This is a genomic window from Streptomyces sp. NPDC059788 (genome assembly GCF_042732265.1).
Taxonomy (GTDB): domain Bacteria; phylum Actinomycetota; class Actinomycetes; order Streptomycetales; family Streptomycetaceae; genus Streptomyces.
Genome location: NZ_JBHWHY010000018.1, coordinates 118,035 through 141,596 on the forward strand (window position 1 = coordinate 118,035; position 23,562 = coordinate 141,596).

The window sequence follows — 23,562 nt, forward strand, 5'->3', positions numbered from 1 at the left end:
ACTCCTCGACACCGTGCACGTCATCGGTGTGGTCATAGTGAACCCAGATACCCGGCTGCTCTGCGGGGAGACCCCTGCGTGGACCCGAGCCCCGCGCCGTGGGCGGCTTTCCCGCCGTCGTGGCTGGGGGCCTCCTCTGGAGGATTGCCGGGCCCGTAGGGGGCTGTCTCGCCCGCCGTGGGTGGGGGCCTCCTCCGGGGGGATTGTCGGGCCGTACGGGACCTTCCCGCCGTCGTGGGTGGGGGGGGAGGCTCCCACCGGGGGTGTCGGGCCGTACGCGACTGTCTCGCCGTCGCGGGGTGGGGACTGGGCTTGGGGCCTGGGGGGGGCTACGCCGATCTCAGCAGTGCTCGTATCGGGTGCCAGGATTCTGTGTCGTCTTCGGGGGTTTCGCGCCAGACCAGGCCGTCGGGGTGGTGGAGGACGGCGGTGATCTCGTCCGGGGTGGGGGGTTCCGTGTTGCCGCGGAGGTAGACCGCGCGCAGGCCCAGGTTGCGCAGCCTGGTCAGGGCGCGCTGGCGGTTCACGGCGTGGACCAGGACGCGGACGCGGTGTCCGTTGTCGCCCGGTCTGGGCAGGGCGAGGGCGACCACCACGCTTCCGCCCGGAAGCCTGATGAACCCTCCTCCGGTTGTGGGCATGGTCTCCCCGTAAGACTCGGTGTCAACAAGAGCTCGCAGGATGCATCTAAACGCGAACGGCCGCCGCCCGCTAGGGGGCGGCGGCCGATTGGCTTGTGACCTGCGGTTTTGTTGACTACTTGGTGGAGGGGCCCACCTGCAGGGTCACCGTGGAGCCGTTCCAGGCCTCGTTGAGGATCTTGATGCGGGTGTTGGTGTCAGCAACGATCACGCCACCGGTCGGGTTCGACTCGTCGTAGTAGTCACCCTTGCCGTCGTCGAAGACGGTCACCCCGGGCTTCGACTTGATCTTGGTGACCTTGCCGTCCTTGTGGAGGGTGAGCGCGTCCGTGCGGTGCCGGGTGAAGGTCGAGTCGTAGGTCTGGAAGCGGTTGCGCATGAGCCTGCCGTCCGACCACTTCTCGGCCTTCGGGTGCGCGTCGATCGGCAGGATCTGGCCGTGACCCGGGTGCTGGCCCACGTTGTTGTCCGGCTGCGAGGTGTCCCACAGCCAGATCAGGACGCCGTTCTGGTACGGGAAGTGCTCGACCCACTGGGGACGGCTGGAGGTCCAGCCGAAGTTGTACGGGCCGGTCTTGAGGGTCTTGTCGTACGAGACGTACTGGCGGTTCTCGGCGATGTAGTAGCGCGGGTAGTCCTTGGTGAAGGAGGCGCCGATGCGCGAGAAGCCCTTGGCGGTCCAGCCGGCGTCGTCGGTCTCGGCGTTGTCGGTGAACAGCGCCTTGCCGTCGGCGGTCACCGAGATCGCGTCGGCCGCGAAGCCCTTCTGGGCGGCGCCGCCGTCGGTCTGGTAGCGGAAGCGGAGGTCGATCTTCTTGCCGGCGTAGGCGTCGAGCGGGAAGACGAGGTCCTGGTACGCGCCGGAGGTACCGGTCAGGGCGGGCTTGTCGCCGCCGTCGCGGGTGATCGGCTTGCCGTCGGCGGTGCCTTCCAGCGGCGTGTAGTTGGCGCCGCCGTCCGTGGAGACCTCGGCGTACGCGAAGTCGTAGTTCTGCTCGATGTCCCACCAGCCCTTGAGGGTCAGGGCGGCCTTCTTCTTGCCGGTGAGGTCCACGGAGCGGGACAGGGTGTTCTTCAGGTCGTTGCCCATGCCGCTCCACCACTGGTGGGTGCCCTCGGCGGGCTTGACGACGTCGGTGCGGACCGACTTGGCGGGGAGTTCGACGACCAGCGCCTGCTTGTTCTTGGTGTTGTACTCGGCCACGCCCAGCTTGTGGGTGGACTTGGTGGCCGCCTTGGCCTTCGCGTAGTCGAGCCAGCCGAGCTGGAGCTTGTCCCAGGCGCTCATGTCGCCGGGGAGGTCGCCTATGGAGTCCTTGCCGCGGCCGAGCCAGGAGCCGCCGGACATCAGGGACCAGGAGTCGACGGAGGACTCACCGGTGCCGGTGGTGTCGTACTCGTCGGGCAGGCCGAGGTCGTGGCCGTACTCGTGGGCGAAGACACCGAGGCCGCCGTTCTCGGGCTGCATGGTGTAGTCGCCGACCCAGATGCCGGTGGTGCCGATCTGGGTGCCGCCCGCCTTGTTGCCGGCCGGGCCGGTGCGGCCGGAGTCGCTGCCGTACGCGTACCAGCGGTGCGCCCAGATGGCGTCGGTGCCCTGGGCGCCGCCGCCCGCGGACTCGTCCTCGCCGGCGTGCACGATCTGGAAGTGGTCGATGTAGCCGTCGGGCTCGTTGAAGTTGCCGTCGCCGTCGTGGTCGTAGCGGTCCCACTGGTCGTACTTGGCGAGGTCGGCCTTGATCTGGGCGTCGGTGCGGCCCTTGGCCTTCTGGTCCTCGGCCCAGCGGTTGACGCCGTCGCGGATCAGGTCCCAGGCGCTGGCGCAGTTGGTGGAGCCGCAGAAGTTGGAACCGTAACGGGCTTCGTTCCAGTCGACCTTGACCCAGTCGGAGACCTCGCCGTCGACGGAGTAGCGGCCCGAGGACTGCTTCTCGTAGTACTTGGCCAGGGACTCCTTCTTCTTGTCGTGGGAGAAGTAGAGGTCCTGGAAGTGCCGGCGGTCGTAGTCCTTCTGCCAGGCGGTGGAGTTGTCGTTGCGGCGGTCGGGCTGCGCGATGGTGTTGTGCGCGGGGCCCGGCTTGCCGCCGTACTTCTTCACCGGGGGCTTGGGGCCGTCGCCGTCCGGGTCGTACATCGTGGTGTCGTCGACCTTGTCGCCGAACTCGACCAGGATGGTGAAGATCTTGTCGGTCTTCTCGCGGGCGAGTTCGACGTACTTGCCGCGGTCGAGCTTGACGACCTGGGAGGCGCCCTGCCGGGTGGGCTTGGCGTCGCCGGAGATGACCTGCTGGAGCGCTTCCTTGCGCTGCGCCGCCTGCTGGTCGCTGAACGGGCCCTTGAGGTCGTGGTCGACGGCCTGCTTGGCGGCGGCGCCCGGGTCCTGGCGCTGGACGGCGAGCGGCCGGTGGCCGTCGTCGGCCTGCGCGGGCGCGCCGGAGGACAGGGCGGCCGCCCCGATCGCGGCGGCTGCCGTGGCCAGGGCGGCCGGTCTGAACGCCCGTCTCTTGGCTCTCACTTGGCGCATTCCTCCCCTAGGGAATCGGTCACTGGATGCCAGCATTTGACCGGAAGGGGAAGGGAAAAGACAGATCTTGACTTGGTCACGTCAGGGAAGTACGGTTTTCGGTCCTCCGGATGCGGCTATCGGACAGCCCCGTGCACACTTCCGTACGTATCCGCACTCCCCCCGGCGGCTCCCCCGCACCGTGCTCCGCACACCCCAACGGACGCGCTGAGCAGGTCCGTTCAAACCCGCGATGAATCCGTGCGCCCCTCATGCCCCGGAACCGTGGGTCAGGTCACGCTTACCGCAAGTTCCGCTCGGGCAGTAAGGACCGTAGAGTCATTTGACGGCGCGCGCCCCTGTCGACCACACCCCTGCCGACCTCTTGAGGACGGATCCGCCATGCCTCGTCCGACTGCCGCACAGCTCGCCTACGGATCGGCCACCGTCATCTTCTCGACCCTCGTCCTGTTACTGCTCTCGCAGGCACGGACCGGGATCGGGATCGCGGTCATCGCCGTCGCAGCCCTCGCCCTCGGCCTGGTCGTCGCCCTCGCGGCGCCGCTGCCGGGGGTTTCTCGTGTGCGCCGCGGTGCGCCCCGGCGCTCCGGCACGGCCGCCGGCAACGGCGGCGCGGGCACGCGGGTGCCCGCCGCCACCGGCGTGTCCGCCATGCGCCTGCCGCACGAGCGCGCCCACGCGCGCGTCTCCTCCGAGACCCGCGTCAGCGAGCACTCGCGTTAGTCACCTGTCCGTGGCTGGTGGACGCGCGTAGGCGGCCGGGCACCCCTCTTCGCAGGGGTGCGCCGACCGCCGGTTGACGCGCCGGATCCGCCGGGCGGAGCCGGGGCGCGGTGCCTTCGCGGGGCGTGCGCCGTCAGGCGGCGGAGACCACGACGGTCTTGGCCGCCTTGTCGTGCAGGCACTGCTGGTACGGCTTGTCCCAGGTGCACCACAGGACGTTGACGAGCCAGAAGATGAAGCCGCAGCACGGCACGATCTCCGGCAGCGTGTAGAGCGCCGCCCGCACCCACCCCGCCTGCCCGGCCGGTACCGCGCCGTTCTCCAGCATCCCCACGCGGATCTTCATCGCCATCTTGCCGACGGTCTGGCCGCGGCTGGTGAGCATCAGGCCCTCGTAGATGACGTACACGAGCATCGTGACGATGGAGACGGACGCCTGCCGTCCGGTCTGCGTGCCGTCGGTTGTCCAGTAGTCGAACCCGCCGACGATCCCGCTCATGATCAGGCCGACCGGAACGCAGACGATGATCCAGTCGATGATGCGGGCGACCAGACGGCGGCCGCGGCCCGCCAGCGGCGGCATCCCGGCCAGCGGGTCGGCGGCGCCGTACTGGCCACCGTAGGGATTGCCCCCGTACGGGTCACCTCCGTACGGAGGCGGCGGCATCCCCCCAGGAGGCGGGCCGCCGCCGGGTGGCGGGGCGCTGCCGCCGTACGGGTCCCCGCCGGGGGGCTGTTCGCCGTGCGGGGTGGCGTTGGCGGGCCGGTCGTACGGGGAGCCGTCGGCCGGCCCGCTGCCGTACGGAGAGCCACCGGCCGGCTCGCCCCCGTAGGGAGAGCCGCCCGACGGCGGATCCTGCGGCTTCTTCAGGAACGGGTCGTCCTCCGGCGGTTCGCCGCCGGAGCCGGGCCTGGGCTGGTCGGTGCTCATGGCCCGAGTCGAACCCGGGCCGCCCGCCGCCGCATCCGGCGAGGGCCGGGCGGGTGACGCGGCCGGGCCGGCGGCCTACTTCTCGGCGACGAACGTGCGCGCGAACTTGTCGTGCCAGCACTGCCGCCACGGCCGGTCGAACAGGCACCACACCGCGTTGACGATCCCGACCGCCAGCACGCCGAGCACGCCGTACACCAGCCACCGCTTGATCACCGAGGACAGCGGCGGGGTGTCGTGCCCCTCGATGTCCAGCACCCGCACGCCGCACAGCTTCTTGCCGAGCGTGTGGCCCCACTTGGCGGTGGGCAGCACCTCGTACAGACCGCCGCCGATGAGCAGCACGGCGAGCACGATGGCCAGGTAGGGGCCGGTCGTGCCGTCGAGCAGGTAGACCGTGACCTGTCGCCCGGACTGCTTGGCGGCCTCCACCTTGGCGTCGATGTGGTCGGCGGCCGGGCCCCACAGCGGTACGGCGGCGGCGCCGGTGATGACGGCCAGGGCCAGCGTGTCGATCAGACGGGCGGCGAACCGGCGGCCCAGGGGGGCGGGGCGGCCCTGCGCCTGGGCGGCCGCGAGGAACGGGTCGGAGGTCGGCGGCTTCCAGGGGACGACGCCCTCGGCCGCGGCGCCCTCCTGCTGCGGCGGAAAGCCGGAGAAGGGGGCGGGCTGGGCGGGCTGCGCCTGCGGGGCGGGCTGGGGCGGGGCCTGGTGCGCCGGTGCGTGCGGCGCCGGTGGCTGCTGGAGCTGGTGCGACTGCGGGGGCTGGTGAGGCTGTGGCGGCTGCTGGGGCGGGAACGGCTGGTGCTGGACCGGCGGTGCGGCGGGCCCGGGGCCGGGCTGCGGCCGCACGGGCCCCTGCGGGCCCTGCGGCGCCTGCCGGGCCGGTCCCTGGGCGGCGGGTGCCGGACCGCCGGGGCCGGGCTGTACGGGCGGCTGCTGCGCCCCGGGGGCGGCCGGCTGCTGCTGCGCGCCGGTGGACGGCAGCGGCTGCGGGGCGGTCGTGCCGGGCACGGGCGACGACGGGGCGCCGGCCTGCGGCGCCACCCGGATCGCCATCGTGTCGCTCTTGCCGCCCGTGTTCCCGCCGGGGGGCACGGCACGGATGGTGGTCGTCCCGTGGTCGCCGCCGCGCCCGCCCGCGTCGTCCCGTACGGCCCGGATGGTGACCGTGCCGTCCGGCCGCGGGGTGCCCTCCCCTTCCCCCGGCGTCCCGGCTGGGGCCGCGGTCTCGTCGCGCTGCTGCGGCAGTCCGGCCTGCTGCTGTTCCTCGGGCGAGCCCCAGGAGATACGGCGGCCCTGCTCATCGCCGAAGCCGTTCTGCCGGGCGGTGTCGGCCTGCCAGGCGGAGGGCGGGACGCCCGTACCGGAGGGGCCGGAGGTCTCGGCCGGCCGGCCGTGCTCCTCCTCCTCGTCGAAGAAGACCGGACCGGTCTCCTCCACGGCGGGGGTCGGCGCCGGCGCTGCGGCCTGGGCCGCGGCGCCGGGCGGCGGCGCGGGCAACGCCTCGCCCTCGGCGGGCGCGGGGCGGCTGGTGCCCGGCACCCATGCGGCACCGTTCCAGTACCGGATGTAGCCGGGGATGGACGGGTCCGGGTAGAAGCCTGGCGTGGGGCTGCCGCCGGCGGATCCTGAGGAAGGGGCGCTCATGTCCGAAGTCCCGTATCTGTTCTCGGCCTGGTGTGGTGGGTGGGGCATGTGCAGTCTGCCGCAACGCAGCGTCCACATCTATCAGACAGAGGGTCGGGCCGGGTGTCCCGGCCGGGCCGGACCACCTGGAAGAGGCCCGCGAAAAAAGTTGTGCGAAGTCGCGTAATGGTCCGGGCGCAGGGGCCTCTATCCAGGTGTGGACCCACGCGCAGGGGTCCGCGGCAGTACAGACAGAGAGGCGGACCGTATGCACACCGTGGTGGAACGAGAGCTGGAGCTGGGTCTGGTCCTGTCGCCGGAACGCAGCATCCCCGTCCCGGCCCGGCTGACCTACCGCACGGACGATCCCTACGCCGTCCACGTGACCTTCCACATCGGCTCGGACGCCCCCGTCAACTGGACGTTCGCCCGCGAACTGCTGGTCGAGGGGGTGTTCCGGCCGTGCGGTCACGGTGACGTGCGGGTGTGGCCCACGAAGGTGGACGGGCGCAGCCTGGTCTGCATGGCGCTCAGCTCGCCGGACGGTGACGCGCTGCTGGAGGCGCCCGCGGCGGCGGTCTCGGCGTGGCTGGAGCGCACGCTGCGGGTGGTGCCGCCGGGGACGGAGCAGGAGCACCTGGGGCTGGACAAAGGGCTGAGCGCGCTGCTCGCCATGACGACGCGGGACGACCTGTGGCTGTCCGACCCGTGGCCGTCGGACGAGTCGCCGGAGGCGGGGGCGTAGCGGCGGGCGGGACGTAGCAGGGTCAGGACGATGCGGTACCGAGGTCCTCCAGGCTGTGCTTGCGGGTGAGGAACTCGATGGCGTGGCCGTCCGGGTCGCTGACGTAGACCCCGCGGCCGCCCGCGATGTGGTTGATCTCCTGCGGCTTGCGGCGGTAAGGGTCCGCCCAGTACGGCAGTTCGCGTTCCTGGATGCGGGCGAGGATCGCGTCGAACTCCTCCTCGGAGACCCGGAACGCGAGGTGCTGGGGCACGATCGCGGCCGCCTCGACGACGTGCTCGGCGTAGTCGATGGTCAGGCCGTTCGCGGTCGGTACGGCGGCGAACGGGCCGAACGCCGTCGGCTCCTCCAGCCCGGCCAGCTCCGCGAGGAAGCGCGCGGACGCGAACTTGTCGGTGGCGTGGATGATGGTGTGGTCGAGTTGCACGGACACGGGGTGCCTCCTGCGACGTCTGTGCGGGCCGGTGTGTTCAGACCCGTCGGGCTCTGGCACTCCTGACCGTACGGCGGCGCCACCCTGCGCGGGTATCGGGATTCCGACCTACGTCGCCGGTCCGGCCGTGCCCGGACCGACGTCCTCGTCCCCGGTGCGCACCACCGCCCGGCGGCGTACGTACCGGCGTCTCAACCGCGATATGTCTCCAACAGTCGAAGCCACACCTCGCTGATCGTCGGGTAGGCGGGCACCGCGTGCCACAGCCGGGCGAGGGGGACCTCGCCGGCCACCGCGACGGTCGCCGAGTGGAGCAGTTCGCCGACCGCGGGGCCGGCGAAGGTGGCGCCGAGGAGGATCTCGCGGTCCAGGTCGACGATCATGCGGGCGCGGCCGCGGTAGCCGTCGGCGTAGAGTGCGGCGCCCGCGACCGAGCCCAGGTCGAAGTCGACGACACGGGTGCGGTGTCCGGCGCGTTCCGCCTCGGCGGCGGTCGGGCCGACGGAGGCGATCTCGGGGTCGGTGAAGACGACCTGCGGTACGGCGGCGGTGTCGGCGGTCGCGGCGTGCGCGCCCCAGCGGCCGGTGTCCAGGTCCGTTTCGCCCTGGGCGCGGGCGGCGATGGCGGCGCCGGCGATGCGGGCCTGGTACTTGCCCTGGTGGGTCAGCAGCGCGCGGTGGTTGACGTCGCCGACGGCGTACAGCCAGCCGCCCGCCACGTCCGGCACCTGGCAGGTGTCGTCGGCCTGGAGCCACGAGCCGGGCTCCAGGCCGACCGTCTCCAGGCCGATGTCGTCGGTGCGCGGCGCGCGGCCGGTGGCGAACAGGACCTCGTCGGCGACGATCTCCTCGCCGTTGTCCAGGACGACGGTGGCGGGGCCGTTGGGCATCTCGCGCCGCACGGCGCTCACGGAGACGCCGGTGCGTACGGTGGCGCCCGCCTCGGTCAGGGCCTCGGCGACCAGTTCGCCCGCGAACGGCTCCATCTTGGGCAGCAGCCCGCCGCCGCGCACCAGGAGGGTGACCGCGGAGCCCATGGCCTGCCAGGCGGTGGCCATCTCGACGCCGACGACGCCGCCGCCGACCACGGCCAGGCGCGGCGGTACGGACTGCGCGCTGGTCGCCTCGCGGCTGGTCCAGGGGCGGGCGGCGGCCAGTCCGGGGAGGTCGGGCAGGACGGCGCGGCTGCCGGTGCAGACGGCGACGGCGTGCCGGGCGGTGAGGACGCGTTCTCCCTCACCGCCCGTGGCGACCACCACGCGCCGGGGGCCGTCCAGGCGGGCCCGGCCGCGTACGAAGTCGATGCCTGCCGAGTCCAGCCACCGGACCTGGCCGTCGTCCTTCCAGTGGGAGGTGAACGCGTCGCGCTGCGCGAGCACGGCCTTGGTGTCCAGCGGTGCGGACGCCGCCTGGCGCAGGCCCGGGACGCGGCGCGCGTCGGCGCGGGCGGTGACCGGGCGCAGCAGTGCCTTGCTGGGCATGCAGGCCCAGTACGAGCACTCGCCGCCGACGAGTTCGCTCTCCACGATCACCGCGCTCAGGCCGAGGGCGTGGGCCCGGTCGGCCACGTTCTCACCGGTCGGGCCCGCGCCCAGCACGACGACGTCGTAGGTGTCGTGGCCGGCGGCCGCTTCGGCCCCTGTGGTCCCTGGCATCGCTCATCGCTCCCTGCGTCGGCGTCACGGCAACGGGTCCATCCTCGTGCCGGGGCCCCGGGACGGCCACATGTATCGGGGCATTCGCGGGGGCGGGGGCGTTTCAGGATGCCCGGCGCTCGACGGCGTCCTTGGCCTCCTTCAGGCCCGCGCCGGTCAGTTCGCGGTAGCGCTTGATCGCCTGGATCTTCTGGCCCTTGTGCAGCAGCGCGTCGACCTCGGCCATGCCCTCGGGGTCGGCCTCCTCGATGCCCAGGTGCTCCATGATCCGGTCCAGCTTGCGGTCCATGTACTGGAGCCTGCGCTGGAGGTCCTTGTGGCGCGCGTCGCCGGAGGAGGCGAGCACGACGATGACGACGACGGCGGCGGCGATGGCCGTCCAGAGTTCGGAGTTCATGGTCCTGACCCTAGAAGGTGCCGGTCAGAACAGTTTTCCGGGGTTGAGCAGGCCCAGCGGGTCGAAGACGGCCTTGATGCCGCGGTGCATCTCCAGGCCCACCGGGCCCAGCTCGCGGGCCAGCCAGTCCTTCTTCAGGACGCCGACGCCGTGCTCGCCGGTGATCGTGCCGCCCAGTTCCAGGCCGAGCGCCATGATCTCGTCGAAGGACTCGCGGGCGCGCCGGGACTCGTCGGCGTCGGCCGGGTCGAAGCAGACGGTGGGGTGGGTGTTGCCGTCGCCCGCGTGTGCGCAGACGCCGATGACCAGGTCGTACTTCTCGGCGATGGCGGCGGTGCCGTCGATCATCGCGGCGAGCCGGGAGCGGGGGACGCACACGTCGTCGATCATCGTGGCGGACTTGACGCGTTCCAGGGCGGTCAGGGTCAGCCGCCGCGCCTGCAGGAGCTGGTCGGACTCGGCCGGGGTGTCGGCCGGGACGACCTCGGTGGCGCCGGCGGCCTCGCACAGCGCGCCGACGGCGGCGAGGTCGGCGGCCGGGTCCGGGGTGTCGAAGGCGGCCAGGAGCAGGGCGGCGGTGCTGTCGGGCAGGCCCATGTTGGCCATCGCGTTGACGGCGCGGATGCTCGTACGGTCCATCAGTTCGAGCAGTGAGGGGGCGTGGCCGCGCGCCATGATCTCGCAGACGGCGTCGCACGCGGCGGCGGTGGAGGGGAACTCGGCGGCCAGCGCGAGCTGGCGGGGCGGCTCGGGCTTGAGGGCGAGGACGGCGCGTACGACGATGCCGAGGCTGCCCTCGGAGCCGACGAACAGGCGGGTGAGGTCGTAGCCGGCCACGCCCTTGGCGGTGCGCCGGCCGGTCTTCAGCAGCCGCCCGTCGGCGAGGACGACGTCGAGGCCGAGGACGTATTCGGCGGTGACGCCGTACTTGACGCAGCACAGGCCGCCGGAGGCGGTGCCGATGTTGCCGCCGATCGAGCACTCCTCCCAGCTGGAGGGGTCCGGCGGGTAGTGGAGGCCGTGTTCGTTGACGGCGCGGGAGAGCACCGCGTTGACGACGCCGGGCTCGACGACCGCGATCCGGTCGACGGGGTTGATCTCGATGATCCGGTCCATCTTGACCAGGGAGAGCACGATGCAGCCGTCGCTGGCGTTGGCGGCGCCGGACAGGCCGGTGCGGGCGCCCTGGGGGACGACGGGGACGCGCAGCTCGGTGGCGGTGCGCATGACGTGCTGGACCTGCTCGACCGTACGCGGCAGGACGACCACGGCGGGGGTGCCGGCCTCGCAGAAGCTCGCCATGTCGTGGGCGTAGGAGCCGGTGACGTCGGGGTCGGTGAGGATCGCTTCCGCGGGCAGGGCGTCGCGCAGGCGTGCGATGAGGTCCATGCCGTCAGCCTCCCATCCGTGGGCCGTACACGGAAGATCCTCTCCCGCACCCGGGTGGTGGTCCCGGGTGCGGGAGCGCCGCTCCCCGCGGGAAGGGCCGCGGCCCCGCCGGGTCAGGTCCGGCGGGGCCGCGGGTGGGGGGTGGCGTCCGGAGGGGGATCAGAGGTTGCCGCGGCGTTCCTGCTCGCGCTCGATGGCCTCGAAGAGGGCCTTGAAGTTGCCCTTGCCGAAGCCCAGCGAGCCGTGCCGTTCGATCAGTTCGAAGAAGACGGTGGGGCGGTCCTGGACCGGCTTGGTGAAGATCTGCAGCAGGTAGCCGTCCTCGTCGCGGTCGACGAGGATCTTCAGTTCGCGCAGCGTCTCGACCGGGACGCGGGTCTCGCCCGCCCACTCGCCGAGGGTGTCGTAGTAGGAGTCCGGGGTGTCCAGGAAGTCGACGCCCGCCGCGCGCATGGCCCGTACGCTCGCGACGATGTCGTTGGTGGCCAGGGCGATGTGCTGGCAGCCGGGCCCGCCGTAGAACTCCAGGTACTCGTCGATCTGCGACTTCTTCTTGGCGATGGCCGGCTCGTTGAGCGGGAACTTGACCTTGCGGGTGCCGTCCGCGACCACCTTGGACATCAGGGCGCTGTACTCGGTGGCGATGTCCGAGCCGACGAACTCCTTCATGTTCGTGAAGCCCATGACGTTGTTGTAGAAGGACACCCACTCGTCCATCTTGCCGAGCTCGACGTTGCCGACACAGTGGTCGATGGCCTGGAAGCGGCGCGGGCCGGGCTCGACGATGGGCTCGGCGGCGACGTAGCCGGGCAGGTAGGGACCGTCGTAGCCGGTGCGCTCGACCAGGGTGTGCCGGGTCTTGCCGTACGTGGCGATGGAGGCGCGGACGACGACGCCGTGCTCGTCCTTGGTCTCGTACGGCTCCTCGATGCCGGTGGCCCCGTGCTCCAGGGCGTACGCGTAGGCGGCACGCGCGTCCGGCACCTCTATGGCCAGGTCGACGACGCCGTCGCCGTGCGCGGTGACGTGGTCGGCCAGGAAGCGGCCCCAGTCGGTGGCCGGCTTGATGACGGAGGTGAACACGAAGCGGGCGCCGCCGGATTCGAGCACGTAACTGGCGGTCTCGCGGCTGCCGTTCTCCGGACCGGAGTAGGCGACGCGCTTCATGCCGAAGGCCGTGGCGTAGTAGTGCGCGGCCTGCTTGGCGTTGCCGACGGCGAAGACGACCGCGTCCATCCCCTTGACCGGGAAGGGATCGGCCTGCCGAGCACTGGAGGGGGTGGTGTGGTCCGTGGTCTGTGTCATGCCCGCAGGCTCTCCCTGGCCCACAAGATGCGCAATAGTTTGCGCATTCACTGGGCAGTATGCACAGCGAAGCGTTCTGTTCACCGGACGATTCGTACATGATGACCATCAATTTCGGAGGCAACGCCCGTGGCGATCGATCATTTGGACGGCAGGCTCCTGGAACTGCTCGCCGAGGAGCCCCGGATCGGCGTGCTGGAGGCCTCGCGCCGGCTCGGGGTGGCGCGCGGGACGGCGCAGGCGCGTCTGGACCGGCTTCAGTCGAACGGAGTGATCCGGGGATTCGGGCCGGATGTGGACCCCGCGGCACTGGGCTATCCGGTCACCGCGTTCGCCACGCTGGAGATCAAACAGGGTCAAGGGGCCGACGTACGGGCGCACTTGGCGTCCGTACCGGAGGTGCTGGAGCTGCATACAACGACGGGACATGGGGACATGCTGTGCAGACTCGTTGCCCGTTCCAACGCCGACCTGCAGCGGGTAATCGACCGTGTTGTGGGTTTTGATGGCATCATGCGGGCTTCGACCGCGATTGTCATGGAAAATCCAGTTCCGTTGCGCATCATCCCCCTGGTGAAACAAGCCTCGGGGGACTGACCGAGGAGAGCGCGTGTGAGCTTCTGGGAGTACGTCGGCAACCGGCACGCCCAGCTGCTGACGGATACGTTTCAGCACGCCAGCGCCGTCTTCCAGTGCATGGTGCTCGCCACCGTGCTCGGAGTGCTGCTCGGCGTCGCCACCTACCGCAGCGAATGGGCCGGAAACCTGGCCACCGCCACGACCGCGACGATCCTGACGGTGCCCTCGCTGGCCATGATCGGCCTGCTCATCCCGATCGTCGGCCTCGGCGTGGCGCCCACCGTCATCGCCCTGACGCTGTACGGGCTGCTGCCGGTCGTGCGTAACGCCGTCGTCGGACTGCGCGGCGTCGACCCCGCGCTGATCGACGCCGCCAAGGGCATCGGGATGTCCCGTACGGCCCGGCTGCTGCGGGTCGAACTGCCGCTGGCCTGGCCGCCGATACTGACCGGCATCCGGGTCTCCACCCAGATGCTGATGGGCATCGCGGCCATCGCCGCCTACGCCTCCGGGCCCGGCCTGGGCAACGAGATCTTCCGCGGCATCGCCTCCCTGGGCAGCGCCAACGCGCTCAACCAGGTGCTGTCCGGGACGCTCGGGATCGTCGTGCTCGCCCTGCTCTTCGACGCCGCGTACGTCCTGATCGGGCGTCTGACCATTCCCAGGGGGATTCGTGCCTGAGACCACCGCATCCGGCGCCGGTATCGCGCTGGAGCATCTGACCAAGCGGTACCCGGGCAACGGTGTGCCCGCGGTCGACGACGTGAGCATGGACATCAGCCCCGGCGAGACCGTGATCCTCGTCGGGCCGTCAGGGTGCGGCAAGTCCACCACCCTGAAGATGATCAACCGGCTGATCGAGCCCACCTCCGGGCGGATCAGGATCGGCGAGGAGGACGTCACCGGCATCGACCCGGTCCGGCTGCGCCGCAAGGTCGGCTACGCGATCCAGTCGTCCGGGCTCTTCCCCCACATGACCGTCGCCCAGAACATCGCGCTCGTGCCGAAGATGATCGGCTGGCCGAAGGCGAAGGTGGGCGGCCGCGTCGAGGAGATGCTCGACCTGGTCGGCCTGGACCCGCGCGAGTTCCACGACCGCTACCCGCGGCAGCTGTCCGGCGGGCAGCAGCAGCGCGTCGGCGTGGCGCGCGCGCTGGCCGCCGACCCGCCCGTACTGCTCATGGACGAGCCGTTCGGCGCGGTCGACCCGATCACCCGCGACCACCTCCAGGACGAGCTGATCCGCCTCCAGCACGAGCTGCGCAAGACCATCGTCTTCGTCACCCACGACTTCGACGAGGCGATCAAGCTGGGCGACCGCATCGCGGTACTGCGCGAACGCTCGCACATCGCGCAGTTCGACACGCCCGAGGCCATCCTCACCAACCCCGCCGACGACTTCGTCTCCGGCTTCGTGGGCGCGGGCGCGGCACTCAAGCGCCTCAACCTCACCCGCGTACGGGACGTCGGCGTCGTCGACTTCCCCACCGCCTCCGTCGAGGACCCGCTGCAGTCCATCTTCGACCTGCTGCGCTCCGGCTCGACCAACGAGATCCTGCTGCTGGACCGGCACCGGCGCCCCTACAAGTGGCTGCGCCGCGGCGACCTGATGCGCGCCCAGGACTCCCTGGCCCGCGCGGGCACGCTCGTACACGACACGGTCACCCGCGACGCGACGCTGCGCGACGCGCTGGAGGCGGTGCTCATCGACAACACGGGCCGGGTCGCGGTGACCGGGCGGCGCGGCGCGTACATCGGCGTGGTGGACATGGAGACGCTGATGAACAACGTCCACGAACTGCTGGAGGCGGACCGGCTGGACGCCGTCGAGCACCGGCACGAACTGGCGGAGCGCCGCGCGCAGAAGACGCGGCTCGCCCAGGAGGGCGTCGATCCGGCGGGCGGCGCGCACGGGGCCCAGGCGTGAGCCCCCGGGACCGGAAGCGGCCGCCGAAGGACGAACGGCCGCCGGGCGAGCACGAGGTACGCGGGGTGCCCTTCCGCGACGGTACGGGGGACGAGGTGCGCGGGCCGGTGCTGACGGCGGAGCCGGGGCCCGCCGCGCCGGCCGCCCGCCCGCCGCGCCGCATCACCTGGAAGAAGGCGGTCACGGTGCCCGCCGTGCTGGCGGCGGTGCTGCTCGCGACCTGGCTGTGGTTCCGGGGCGCGCCGCTGGACTCGATCGCGCACCAGGCGGTGGACGGCGGCAAGGTGTGGCTCGCGCTGCGCCAGCACATCCAGCTGACCGCCGTCTCGACCTTCTTCGTGCTGCTCATCGCGCTGCCGCTGGGCATCGCACTGACCCGGGCCAGGCTGCGCCGGGCCTCCCCGTTCGCCGTGGCGGTGGCCAACCTCGGTCAGGCGGTGCCCGCCCTGGGCCTGCTGGTACTGCTGGTCATCTGGCTCGGCATCGGCCCCGAGGCCGCCGTCATCGGCATGGTGATCTACGCGGTGCTGCCGGTGCTGGCCAACACCATCGCGGGCCTGAAGGCCATCGACCCGACGCTGACCGAGGCCGCCCGCGGCATCGGCATGTCGGCGGCGGGCGTACTGGGCAAGGTCGAACTGCCGCTGGCCGTACCGCTGATCCTGGCCGGCGTACGCAACGCGCTCGTCCTGAACGTCGGCACCGCCACGCTGGCCACCTTCGGCGGTGGCGGCGGTCTCGGCGACCTGATCTCGGCGGGCATCATCACCCAGCGGATGCCGGTGCTGGTGCTCGGTTCGGTCCTGACGGTGGTGCTGGCGCTGCTCGTCGACTGGCTGGCGTCCCTCGTCGAACTGCTGCTGCGCCCGCGTGGCCTGGAGGTGGGGGAATCATGACCGCCGTACCGTGGCGCGCGCGCCGGACCGTACCGGCCGCCGCTGCCTGCCTGCTGCTGGCCGCGGCCGGGCTGAGCGGCTGCGGCCTGGTCAGCGGCAGCCCCATGAGCGACGCCGTCGAGCCCGGCACGATCGGCCGGGGGCAGCCGTTGAAGGGCGCCGAACTGACGGTGACGTCGAAGGAGTTCACCGAGAACATCATCCTGGGCCAGATCATGGGCCTGGCCTTCAAGGCGGCCGGCGCCACCGTCGTCGACAAGACCAACATCCAGGGCACGATCGGCGCCCGCGAAGCGGTGAAGTCCGGCACGGCGGACGGTATGTACGAGTACACCGGCACCGGCTGGATCACCCACCTCGGCCACGAGCGGCCCATCGCCGATCCGCAGAAGCAGTGGGAGGCGGTGCGCGACGGCGACCGGGCCAACGGCCTGGTGTGGCTGCCGCAGTCCAAGCTGAACAACACCTACGCGCTGGCGCTCAACGCGCAACAGCACAAGCGGCTGGGCGTCGAGACGCTGTCGGACGTCGCCGCGCTGTCCCACAAGAACCCGAGCGCGGTCACCCTGTGCGCGGAGGCCGAGTTCTCGGCCCGTAACGACGGCCTGCCGGGCATGGCCAAGGCGTACGGCATGACCATCCCGCCCGGCAACGTCAAGAAGATGACCAGCGGCGTCGTCTACACACAGGCGGCGGAGGGCCGGGCCTGCACGTTCGGCGAGGTCTACACGACCGACGGCCGGATCAAGGCGATGGGCCTGCACACCCTCAAGGACGACCGGCACTTCTTCCCCAACTACAACGCCGCGCCCGAGATGAACGCGGCGACGATGAAGAAGTACCCGCAGATCGCCGGCATCCTCGGGCCGATCACCAAGGCGCTGGACAACACCGTCGCGCAGCGCCTGAACGGGAAGGTGGACGTGGACGGGCAGGACCCGCACGAGGTCGCCAAGGAGTGGCTGATCGAGAAGGGGTTCATCAAGGACGGCGGCTGACGCGAAGGCGGAGGCCTCCCGGCAGCTGGGGCCCTCGGCAGCCGCGGACCTCGGCAGCCGGAAGCCTCTCAGCAGCCCGGAGTCCGCTCAGCAGCTGGGGACGCTGCCGCCGGACTTCAGCGCCTTGAGCGCGTCGACCGTGCCGGAGAGCGTGGTGATGGGGATCAGCCGCATCCCCTCCGGCAGCTCGGCCTGCGCGTCCTTGCACTCCGACTCGGGGACGAGGAAGACCGTGGCGCCGTCCCGGCCCGCGGCCTGCGTCTTCAGGGAGACGCCGCCGACCGCGCCGACCGTGCCGTCGGCCTCGATCGTGCCGGTGCCCGCGATCTTCCGCCCGCCGGTCAGCTCGCCGCCCTTGCCGTCCCCGGCCAGCTTGTCGATGATGCCCAGCGAGAACAGCAGGCCGGCACTGGGCCCGCCGATCGTGCCCAGGTCCAGCTTGACCTGGACGTCCTTGTCGCTCTTGTGCAGATAGTTCAGGGCCGCGCGGGTGGCGACGTCCTGGGAGGAGCGCATGTCCTTCAGGTTGTGCTCCACGGCCTTCTCGGCGGTGTCGCCGACCGGGTAGACCGACTCGACGGGCATCACGGCCTGGTCCGTACGGAACCAGCCCTTGACGATGTCCGGCAGCCGGACCGGCGCGTCCGGGCCGGTCGCCACGATCGCCGCCATCCGCAGCTGGCCGCTGGTCTCGCGGGTCGGCGCGCCGCTGATCGTGATCACCTGTTTGCCCTTGTGCTTGCCGAGCACGTCCGCCGTGTCGCCGGGGAAGGCGACCGAGAACGGCAGCGGCGCGAAGACCACGGTGGCGAGGAGCGCGATGATCAGGGCGGCGCAGATCCCGAGGGCGCGAGTGCGAGAAGACACCCCGCCACCCTAGATGACCGGCGCGCCGGGACTCTCATCACGGGGCGCCGGGTACGTAACCGCAGGCCCGGCCGCCACCGCGCCGGGTACGTGCCGCCGGTCCGTACGCCACCGCGCCCGGCTCACCGCAGCGCTTCGGACACCTCGCGCGCCGCCTCGACCACCCGCGGCCCGACCCGCTCGGGCACCGTGTCCGCGAGCATCACCACCCCGACACTGCCTTCGATACCGCTGACCCCGAGCAGCGGGGCCGCCGCGCCGCTCGCGCCCGCCTCCAACTCGCCGTGCGTCAGGGCCAGTCCGGCGTCCTCGATACGGCCCTGGCGGGCCTTGAGGATCGCCCGCCCGGCCGCGCCGCGGTCCAGCGGGTGGCGGAAGCCCGCGCGGTAGGCGACGTGGTAGTCGGTCCAGGACGGTTCGACGACGGCCACGGCCAGCGCTTCGGTGCCGTCCACGAGCGTCAGGTGGGCGGTGGCCCCGATGTCCTCGGCCAGGGCCCGCAGGGCGGGCAGCGCGGCTTCCCGTACCAGCGGATGCACCTGGCGGCCCAGGCGCAGCACGCCCAGGCCGACCCGGGCCCGGCCGCCGATGTCCCGGCGCACCAGGGCGTGCTGCTCCAGGGTGGCGAGCAGGCGGTAGACCACGGTCCGGTTGACCCCCAGCTTGGTGGACAGCTCGGTGACGGTCAGGCCGTGGTCGGTGTCGGCGAGCAATTTGAGGACACGCAGTCCTCGGTCGAGCGTCTGGGAGGTCTCCGCGGTCACGACGCCCCCTCCTCGGGTGAGTGGCGGCTCGTCCGCGGGGTGCGCTGCCGGTCCCGGGGCAGCGCGCGCAAAGAGGCCGCCGGCCGCATGGCACCGGCTGCGCTCCGCGGCGGCGCTGCCACGGGGCGTGTGCGTGACCGGGACAGTAGCGAGCTGGTCCGGTCAGCGGAAGAGTCCGTCCAGAATCCGGTCTTCCGTGACCGCTTTATCCCTGAACATCCGCACGTTGTGACCGGTCGGCGGCACTCGTGGGCCTTTCGGCCTGGGGTACAACACGGGGCGCGTACGGGCGCGGGACGCATAGGCGGGCGGGGCGCGTACGGGCGCGGCCCGCGGCCCGGAACACCGTCCGGACCGCGGGCCGCCACCTCACCTCATACCGGCGTCGCTTCGCGCGCGTCACCTCATACGGGCGCCACTTCGCGCACAGGTCACTTCATGCGCGTGGCCCACTCCCGTACCTTCTTGATCCGCTCGTTGAGCTGCCCGGCCGTGGCCTCCGCGCTCGGCGGGCCGCCGCACACCCGGCGCAGCTCGGTGTGGATCACTCCGTGCGGCTTGCCGCTCTGGTGGACGTACGCGCCGACCAGGGTGTTCAGCTGCTTGCGCAGCTCCAGCAGCTCCTTGTGCGTGACCACCGGACGCCGCTCGGCGGGCATCTCCAGCAGGTCTGCCTCGGAGTCCGGCTTCTTCTTGCTGTGCGCTATCTGCCGCGCCTGCCGCTTCTGCAGCAGCATCTGCACCTGGTCCGGTTCCAGCAGTCCGGGGATGCCGAGGTAGTCCTGCTCCTCCTCGCTGCCCGCGTGCGCCTGCATGCCGAACTCGGCGCCGTCGTAGAGGACCCGGTCGAAGACCGCCTCGGACTCCAGCGCCTCGAAGGAGAACTGCTCCTGCTCGCCGGTGTCCTCGTCCTGCTCCTTGTTGGCCTCGTCCATCTCCTTCTCGGACTCGGCGTAGGGGTCCTCGTCGCCGTCCTTCTTCGGCTTGTCCAGGACGTGGTCGCGCTCGACCTCCATCTCGTTGGCGAAGCCGAGCAGCGAGGGGACGGTGGGCAGGAAGACCGACGCGGTCTCGCCGCGCTTGCGGGACCGTACGAAGCGGCCGACCGCCTGGGCGAAGAACAGCGGGGTGGAGATGGTCGTCGCGTACACGCCGACGGCCAGGCGCGGTACGTCGACGCCCTCGGACACCATGCGCACCGCGACCATCCACCGGTCGTCGGAGTGCGCGAAGTCGTCGATGCGCTGCGAGGCGCCGCTGTCGTCGGACAGCACGAGGGTGGCGCCCTGCCCCGTTATCTCGCGGATCAGCTTGGCGTACGCGCGCGCCTGCTCCTGGTCGGAGGCGATCACCAGGGCTCCGGCGTCCGGTATGGCCTTGCGGACCTCGGTGAGCCGCTGGTCGGCGGCCCGGAGGACCTTGGGCATCCAGTCGCCGCGCGGGTCGAGCGCGGTGCGCCACGCCTGGGAGACCGCGTCCTTGGTCATCGGCTCGCCGAGCCGCGCCGCGATCTCGTCACCGGCCTTGGTGCGCCAGCGCATGCTGCCGCTGTACGACAGGAAGATCACCGGGCGGACGACGCCGTCGCCGAGCGCGTTGCCGTAGCCGTAGGTGTAGTCGGCGGAGCTGCGCCGGATGCCGTCGTTGCCCTCCTCGTACGTCACGAAGGGGATCGGGTTGGTGTCGGAGCGGAACGGCGTACCGGTCAGCGCGAGCCGCCGGGTGGCCGGCTCGAACGCCTCCAGGCACGCCTCGCCCCAGGACTTGGAGTCGCCGGCGTGGTGGATCTCGTCGAGGATGACCAGCGTCTTGCGCTGCTCGATCCGGTTGCGGTGCAGCATCGGACGTACGCCGACACCCGCGTACGTGATCGCGATGCCGTGGTACTCCTTGCTCAGCGGACCCGCGCTGTAGTCCGGGTCCAGCTTGATGCCTATCCGGGCGGCGGCCTCCGCCCACTGCTTCTTCAGGTGCTCGGTGGGGGCGACCACGGTCACCTGCTGCACGACGTGGTGGTGCAGCAGCCACGAGGCGAGGGTGAGCGCGAAGGTGGTCTTGCCCGCGCCGGGCGTCGCGACCGCGAGGAAGTCGCGCGGCTGCGTCTGGATGTACCGGTCCATCGCGGACTGCTGCCAGGCGCGCAGCTTGTTCGCGGTACCCCAGGGGGCCCGTCCGGGGAAGGCCGGGGACAGGTGGTGGTTGTTGGTGGCGCTGGTGGTGGTAGTCACGGTCTCCGTCGGGCTGACTCGGCGATCGGCAACCGCGTCAGCCTAACGCTCCGCGGGAGCGGACGGCGTTCTCGGGTGCGGCGCCGGTGCCGTCTTCGCGCCACCGGACGGGGCCCCCGCGCGGCCGTCCGCGGCGGGCTTCAGCCGCGTGGCCACCCACGTTCCGGTGAGGGCCACCGCCGCCATGGCAACGAACACCGCGGCGAAGGCGGCGGGCTGCCCGGATGCGGCGTTGGTCACGTCCGGCGTGGCGGAGACGGCGACCGCGGCGCCGCCGAACGCGCTGAACAGCAGGCCGCTCAGGCCGACGAAGGTGATGTTGCCGAGGGCGTCGGAGACCTGGAGGGAGGCCGAGTTGCTGCCCGCGTCCTGCGGGCGGGACAGCTTCAGCAGCAGCACGCTCCCACTGGAGATGTTCAGCCCCATACCGAACCCGGCCACGATCCACGCCGCCGCGACGATCCATACGGGCACGCCGTTCAGCAGCACCAGCGGTACGGCCAGGATCGCCGCCGTCATCAGCAGCATCCCGATGCCCATGATCCGCTCGCGGTACGGCTCCAGGCGCGGCCGGCTCTGGGTGTACGAGCCCAGGGCCCAGGTGAGGCCGCCGCCGGTCAGCGACAGCCCGGCCAGCGTCGTGGACAGGCCGCGCTCGGTGACGAGCATCAGCGGGATGAAGCTCTCGGCGGCCAGCAGCGACCCCGCGGCCAGACCGCGGATGAGGACGACGGAGGGCAGGCCGCGGGCGGCCCGGAACGTGCCCTTCGGCAGCAGCCGGACGATCGCGGGCGCCAGCAGGACGAGCCCGGCGGCCGCGGGCACCACAGCCACCCAGTCGCGCCGCTGGGCCGCGTACTGCAGGAGCCCGGCACCGGCGGCCACCGCCAGGGCGAGCAGGATGCGGCGCCGGTCCATCCGATCGTCCCCCCTCCGGGACGGCAGCTTGCGCAGCGCGGGCAGCATGACCGTCAGCGGCAGCAGGACGAGCACGGGTATGGAGAGGAAGACCCAGCGCCAGCCCAGGTGCTCGGTGACGGTCCCGGCGACGAGCGGGCCGACGATCACCGGCAGCACCCAGGCCGCCGAGAAGGCGGCGAGGACGGACGGCCGCAGCGCCTCCGGATAGGCGCGGCCGACCACGACGTACAGCGCGACGATGACCAGGCCGCCGCCGATGCCCTGCACCCCGCGCCCCGCGACGAACAGCCACATCTGCTGCGCCGAGCCCGCGACCACCAGGCCCGCGCCGAAGGTGGCGATCCCGGTGAACAGGGGCGCGAGCGGCCCGCCGCGGTCGCACCACTCCCCCGACAGCGCCATCGCGAACAGGCTCGCCGTGAAGTACGCGGAGAAGGCGAACGCGTACAGCTCGATGCCGTCCAGGGCGTGGCCGACGGCGGGCATGGCGGTGTTCACCGCGCTCGCCTCGAAGGCGATGAGCGAGACGACAGAGATGATGCCGAGGGTCAGCGCCCGGTACGTACGGCCGAGGACGCCTTCGGCGGGCGGCGCGGGCAGGGGGCTTGCGGCGGGGTCCGCGAGGGGCGCAGCAGCCGCGGGACGTGCGCCGGTGTCCACCATGGACGGCGCGGCCAAGGCAGGGGCGGGCGGGGGCACTTCGGCGGCGTCGTGCGGGTCCACGGCAGTCATGCGGTCAGCGTAAGAGGCGTCGGCGCCATTCGCCCCTGTCGCAGGACGGGGATCTTGTCAGCCGTTGGAACTAGGGCGCCGGGCCGCCCCCGTCCCGGCCCCCGCTCTCGGCTCCCCCGCCCCTCCCCCCATCCGGCAGGCTTGCCCCATGCCCCACTTCACCAGCTACGACGCCACCGACCTGCACCACCGCGTGCTCGGCCCGGACGATTCCGGGCTGCCGCCCCTGATGTGCCTGGCGGGCGGCCCGGGACGGGACGCCGCGTACCTGGGCGACCTGGGCGGCCTGGCGGAGCAACGGCAACTGCTGATCCCCGACAGCCGCGGCACGGGCGCCTCCCCGCCCGCCGCCGACCCGTCCGGCTACGCCTTCCCGCACCTGGCCGAAGACCTGGAGGCACTCCGCGCCCACCTCGGCCTGGACCGTTTCGCGCTGCTCGCCCACGACGCCGCCGCGGCGACCGCGCAGGCGTACGCGGCCGCCTACCCGGACCGCCTCACCCGGCTGATCCTGGTCTGCCCCGGCTCCCGTATCCAGGGGGAACTGCCCGACGACGCGCGGGAGATCTTCACCTCCCGCTCGGACGAGCCCTGGTGGCCGGAGGCATCAGCAGCACTACAGCGCCTGACGGAAACCCCCGACCTGGCCGAGGCGCACGACCTGCTGCTGACCGCGGCCCCGCTCGCCTACGGCCACTGGGAGGCCCCCCAGCAGACCCACGCAACCGCCGAAGCCGAACAGCTGCACCCGGTGCCGCGCGCCGCGTTCTGGCAGGGCGTGGACGAACCGGCCCGACAGGCGATCCTGGCGGGCCTGCGCGAGGTGACGTGCCCGGTGCTGGTCGTGACCGGCGACCGGGACGCGGTGACGGGCGTACGGGCGGGCGAACTGGTCGCGGAGTCCTTCCCCGACGCACGGGTACGGACCCTCCACGCGGTGGGCCACTACCCCTGGGTCGACGAACCGGACCTCTTCGCCCGGGTGGTGGAGCAGTTCCTGCACACGGCCTGAGCGCCCCCCGTACGCGCCCGGGAACCGGTGCCGCACCGGACCCGTGAACGCCACATTGCAACCTCATGGCAGCCGGGCCCGGCCCCTTGCCCCTCCCCCGGTCCCCCGGCCTACTCTCGGGACATCGCTTCATCCCGGCCGTGTGCCCGAGTGGTTGAGGGACCGGACTGCAAATCCGGTTACGTCGGTTCGATTCCGATCACGGCCTCCAAGCAAGCACCATCCGAACCTGTCCGCCCGAGGTTCTCCCTGACCCGATGCCGGAC

Annotated in this window: 21 protein-coding genes and 1 tRNA gene; 9 read left to right on the forward strand and 13 right to left on the reverse strand. The window is 71.8% G+C overall.

Annotation, left to right across the window (positions count from 1 at the left end):
* Window positions 1-329: 329 nt before the first annotated feature.
* Together ACFV57_RS17790 and ACFV57_RS17795 are read right to left on the reverse strand one after the other, a co-directional pair.
* Window positions 330-641, reverse strand: a complete 312-nt coding sequence (locus ACFV57_RS17790) for a hypothetical protein (protein ID WP_385232388.1) — start codon at window positions 639-641, stop codon at window positions 330-332.
* A 115-nt stretch (window positions 642-756) separates the two neighbouring features.
* Complete coding sequence (locus ACFV57_RS17795) at window positions 757-3,165, reverse strand: immune inhibitor A domain-containing protein (RefSeq protein ID WP_385232391.1); 2,409 nt, start codon at window positions 3,163-3,165, stop codon at window positions 757-759.
* 381 nt (window positions 3,166-3,546) lie between these two features.
* On the opposite strand from ACFV57_RS17795, the gene ACFV57_RS17800 reads away from it, so the two are divergent.
* Window positions 3,547-3,888, forward strand: a complete 342-nt coding sequence (locus ACFV57_RS17800) for a hypothetical protein (RefSeq protein WP_385232394.1) — start codon at window positions 3,547-3,549, stop codon at window positions 3,886-3,888.
* A gap of 133 nt (window positions 3,889-4,021) precedes the next feature.
* On the opposite strand, the gene ACFV57_RS17805 is transcribed toward ACFV57_RS17800, so the two are convergent.
* Together ACFV57_RS17805 and ACFV57_RS17810 are read right to left on the reverse strand one after the other, a co-directional pair.
* Window positions 4,022-4,819 carry an RDD family protein gene (locus ACFV57_RS17805; RefSeq protein WP_385232397.1) on the reverse strand — a complete coding sequence of 266 codons (798 nt, stop codon included), beginning with the start codon at window positions 4,817-4,819 and terminating at the stop codon, window positions 4,022-4,024.
* Window positions 4,820-4,894: 75 nt separating this feature from the next.
* Window positions 4,895-6,469, reverse strand: a complete 1,575-nt coding sequence (locus ACFV57_RS17810) for an RDD family protein (protein ID WP_385232400.1) — start codon at window positions 6,467-6,469, stop codon at window positions 4,895-4,897.
* A gap of 247 nt (window positions 6,470-6,716) precedes the next feature.
* Between ACFV57_RS17810 and ACFV57_RS17815 the strand changes: the two genes are divergently transcribed.
* A complete protein-coding gene (locus tag ACFV57_RS17815) occupies window positions 6,717-7,193 on the forward strand; it encodes an SsgA family sporulation/cell division regulator (protein ID WP_385232403.1) in 477 nt (158 codons plus the stop codon).
* A gap of 22 nt (window positions 7,194-7,215) precedes the next feature.
* Here the strand turns inward: ACFV57_RS17815 and ACFV57_RS17820 are convergent, their stop codons facing one another.
* The 5 genes from ACFV57_RS17820 to hppD all read right to left on the reverse strand — a co-directional run bounded on the left by ACFV57_RS17820 (window position 7,216) and on the right by hppD (window position 12,372).
* Complete coding sequence (locus ACFV57_RS17820) at window positions 7,216-7,626, reverse strand: VOC family protein (protein ID WP_385232406.1); 411 nt, start codon at window positions 7,624-7,626, stop codon at window positions 7,216-7,218.
* A gap of 191 nt (window positions 7,627-7,817) precedes the next feature.
* Window positions 7,818-9,281: a dihydrolipoyl dehydrogenase family protein gene (locus tag ACFV57_RS17825; protein WP_385232409.1), complete on the reverse strand. Its 1,464-nt coding sequence runs from the start codon at window positions 9,279-9,281 to the stop codon at window positions 7,818-7,820.
* Between the two features lie 103 nt (window positions 9,282-9,384).
* A complete protein-coding gene (locus tag ACFV57_RS17830) occupies window positions 9,385-9,678 on the reverse strand; it encodes a ribosomal protein L7/L12 (protein WP_385232412.1) in 294 nt (97 codons plus the stop codon).
* A 24-nt stretch (window positions 9,679-9,702) separates the two neighbouring features.
* On the reverse strand, window positions 9,703-11,067 hold the full coding sequence (locus tag ACFV57_RS17835) for an FAD-binding oxidoreductase (RefSeq protein WP_385232416.1): 1,365 nt from the start codon (window positions 11,065-11,067) through the stop codon (window positions 9,703-9,705).
* Between the two features lie 159 nt (window positions 11,068-11,226).
* Window positions 11,227-12,372: a 4-hydroxyphenylpyruvate dioxygenase gene (gene hppD, locus ACFV57_RS17840; RefSeq protein WP_385232419.1), complete on the reverse strand. Its 1,146-nt coding sequence runs from the start codon at window positions 12,370-12,372 to the stop codon at window positions 11,227-11,229.
* A 129-nt stretch (window positions 12,373-12,501) separates the two neighbouring features.
* Here hppD and ACFV57_RS17845 point away from each other — a divergent pair, with 129 nt between their 5' ends.
* From ACFV57_RS17845 to ACFV57_RS17865, 5 genes are read left to right on the forward strand one after another with little or no spacing between them, the layout of a single operon-like run.
* On the forward strand, window positions 12,502-12,969 hold the full coding sequence (locus ACFV57_RS17845) for an Lrp/AsnC family transcriptional regulator (protein ID WP_073761201.1): 468 nt from the start codon (window positions 12,502-12,504) through the stop codon (window positions 12,967-12,969).
* A 15-nt stretch (window positions 12,970-12,984) separates the two neighbouring features.
* Window positions 12,985-13,632: an ABC transporter permease gene (locus ACFV57_RS17850; protein WP_385232423.1), complete on the forward strand. Its 648-nt coding sequence runs from the start codon at window positions 12,985-12,987 to the stop codon at window positions 13,630-13,632.
* Entirely contained in the window at window positions 13,625-14,878 is a 1,254-nt protein-coding gene (locus ACFV57_RS17855) for an ABC transporter ATP-binding protein (protein WP_385232426.1), read from the forward strand. The genes ACFV57_RS17850 and ACFV57_RS17855 overlap by 8 nt, the downstream gene beginning before the upstream one ends.
* Window positions 14,875-15,774: an ABC transporter permease gene (locus tag ACFV57_RS17860; protein WP_385232429.1), complete on the forward strand. Its 900-nt coding sequence runs from the start codon at window positions 14,875-14,877 to the stop codon at window positions 15,772-15,774. Before ACFV57_RS17855 ends, ACFV57_RS17860 begins: the two co-directional genes overlap by 4 nt.
* On the forward strand, window positions 15,771-16,772 hold the full coding sequence (locus ACFV57_RS17865) for a glycine betaine ABC transporter substrate-binding protein (protein WP_385232432.1): 1,002 nt from the start codon (window positions 15,771-15,773) through the stop codon (window positions 16,770-16,772). The genes ACFV57_RS17860 and ACFV57_RS17865 overlap by 4 nt, the downstream gene beginning before the upstream one ends.
* A gap of 87 nt (window positions 16,773-16,859) precedes the next feature.
* Here ACFV57_RS17865 and ACFV57_RS17870 read toward each other — a convergent pair whose 3' ends face one another.
* From ACFV57_RS17870 to ACFV57_RS17885, 4 genes are all read right to left on the reverse strand, one after another.
* Entirely contained in the window at window positions 16,860-17,639 is a 780-nt protein-coding gene (locus ACFV57_RS17870) for a S16 family serine protease (RefSeq protein WP_385232435.1), read from the reverse strand.
* A gap of 122 nt (window positions 17,640-17,761) precedes the next feature.
* The gene (locus ACFV57_RS17875) at window positions 17,762-18,403 is read right to left on the reverse strand and encodes an IclR family transcriptional regulator (protein ID WP_030025056.1); all 642 of its coding nucleotides are present in this window, start codon (window positions 18,401-18,403) and stop codon (window positions 17,762-17,764) included.
* Window positions 18,404-18,834: 431 nt separating this feature from the next.
* Complete coding sequence (locus ACFV57_RS17880) at window positions 18,835-20,631, reverse strand: DEAD/DEAH box helicase (RefSeq protein WP_385232438.1); 1,797 nt, start codon at window positions 20,629-20,631, stop codon at window positions 18,835-18,837.
* Between the two features lie 42 nt (window positions 20,632-20,673).
* Window positions 20,674-22,284, reverse strand: a complete 1,611-nt coding sequence (locus tag ACFV57_RS17885) for an MFS transporter (protein ID WP_385232441.1) — start codon at window positions 22,282-22,284, stop codon at window positions 20,674-20,676.
* A gap of 148 nt (window positions 22,285-22,432) precedes the next feature.
* On the opposite strand from ACFV57_RS17885, the gene ACFV57_RS17890 reads away from it, so the two are divergent.
* Both ACFV57_RS17890 and ACFV57_RS17895 read left to right on the forward strand, forming a co-directional pair.
* Complete coding sequence (locus tag ACFV57_RS17890) at window positions 22,433-23,296, forward strand: alpha/beta fold hydrolase (protein WP_385232444.1); 864 nt, start codon at window positions 22,433-22,435, stop codon at window positions 23,294-23,296.
* Between the two features lie 136 nt (window positions 23,297-23,432).
* Window positions 23,433-23,507 (forward strand) — tRNA-Cys (locus tag ACFV57_RS17895).
* The last annotated feature ends 55 nt before the right edge of the window (window positions 23,508-23,562 follow it).

Excerpts from the sequence above, each read along its gene's own strand:
- ACFV57_RS17790 (WP_385232388.1), bottom strand. The coding sequence starts at position 641 with ATGCCCACAACCGGAGGAGGGTTCATCAGGCTTCCGGGCGGAAGCGTG.
- ACFV57_RS17795 (WP_385232391.1), bottom strand. The coding sequence starts at position 3,165 with ATGCGCCAAGTGAGAGCCAAGAGACGGGCGTTCAGACCGGCCGCCCTG.
- ACFV57_RS17800 (WP_385232394.1), top strand. The coding sequence starts at position 3,547 with ATGCCTCGTCCGACTGCCGCACAGCTCGCCTACGGATCGGCCACCGTC.
- ACFV57_RS17805 (WP_385232397.1), bottom strand. The coding sequence starts at position 4,819 with ATGAGCACCGACCAGCCCAGGCCCGGCTCCGGCGGCGAACCGCCGGAG.
- ACFV57_RS17810 (WP_385232400.1), bottom strand. The coding sequence starts at position 6,469 with ATGAGCGCCCCTTCCTCAGGATCCGCCGGCGGCAGCCCCACGCCAGGC.
- ACFV57_RS17815 (WP_385232403.1), top strand. The coding sequence starts at position 6,717 with ATGCACACCGTGGTGGAACGAGAGCTGGAGCTGGGTCTGGTCCTGTCG.
- ACFV57_RS17825 (WP_385232409.1), bottom strand. The coding sequence starts at position 9,281 with ATGCCAGGGACCACAGGGGCCGAAGCGGCCGCCGGCCACGACACCTAC.
- ACFV57_RS17830 (WP_385232412.1), bottom strand. The coding sequence starts at position 9,678 with ATGAACTCCGAACTCTGGACGGCCATCGCCGCCGCCGTCGTCGTCATC.
- ACFV57_RS17835 (WP_385232416.1), bottom strand. The coding sequence starts at position 11,067 with ATGGACCTCATCGCACGCCTGCGCGACGCCCTGCCCGCGGAAGCGATC.
- hppD (WP_385232419.1), bottom strand. The coding sequence starts at position 12,372 with ATGACACAGACCACGGACCACACCACCCCCTCCAGTGCTCGGCAGGCC.
- ACFV57_RS17865 (WP_385232432.1), top strand. The coding sequence starts at position 15,771 with ATGACCGCCGTACCGTGGCGCGCGCGCCGGACCGTACCGGCCGCCGCT.
- ACFV57_RS17885 (WP_385232441.1), bottom strand. The coding sequence starts at position 22,284 with ATGACTGCCGTGGACCCGCACGACGCCGCCGAAGTGCCCCCGCCCGCC.
- ACFV57_RS17890 (WP_385232444.1), top strand. The coding sequence starts at position 22,433 with ATGCCCCACTTCACCAGCTACGACGCCACCGACCTGCACCACCGCGTG.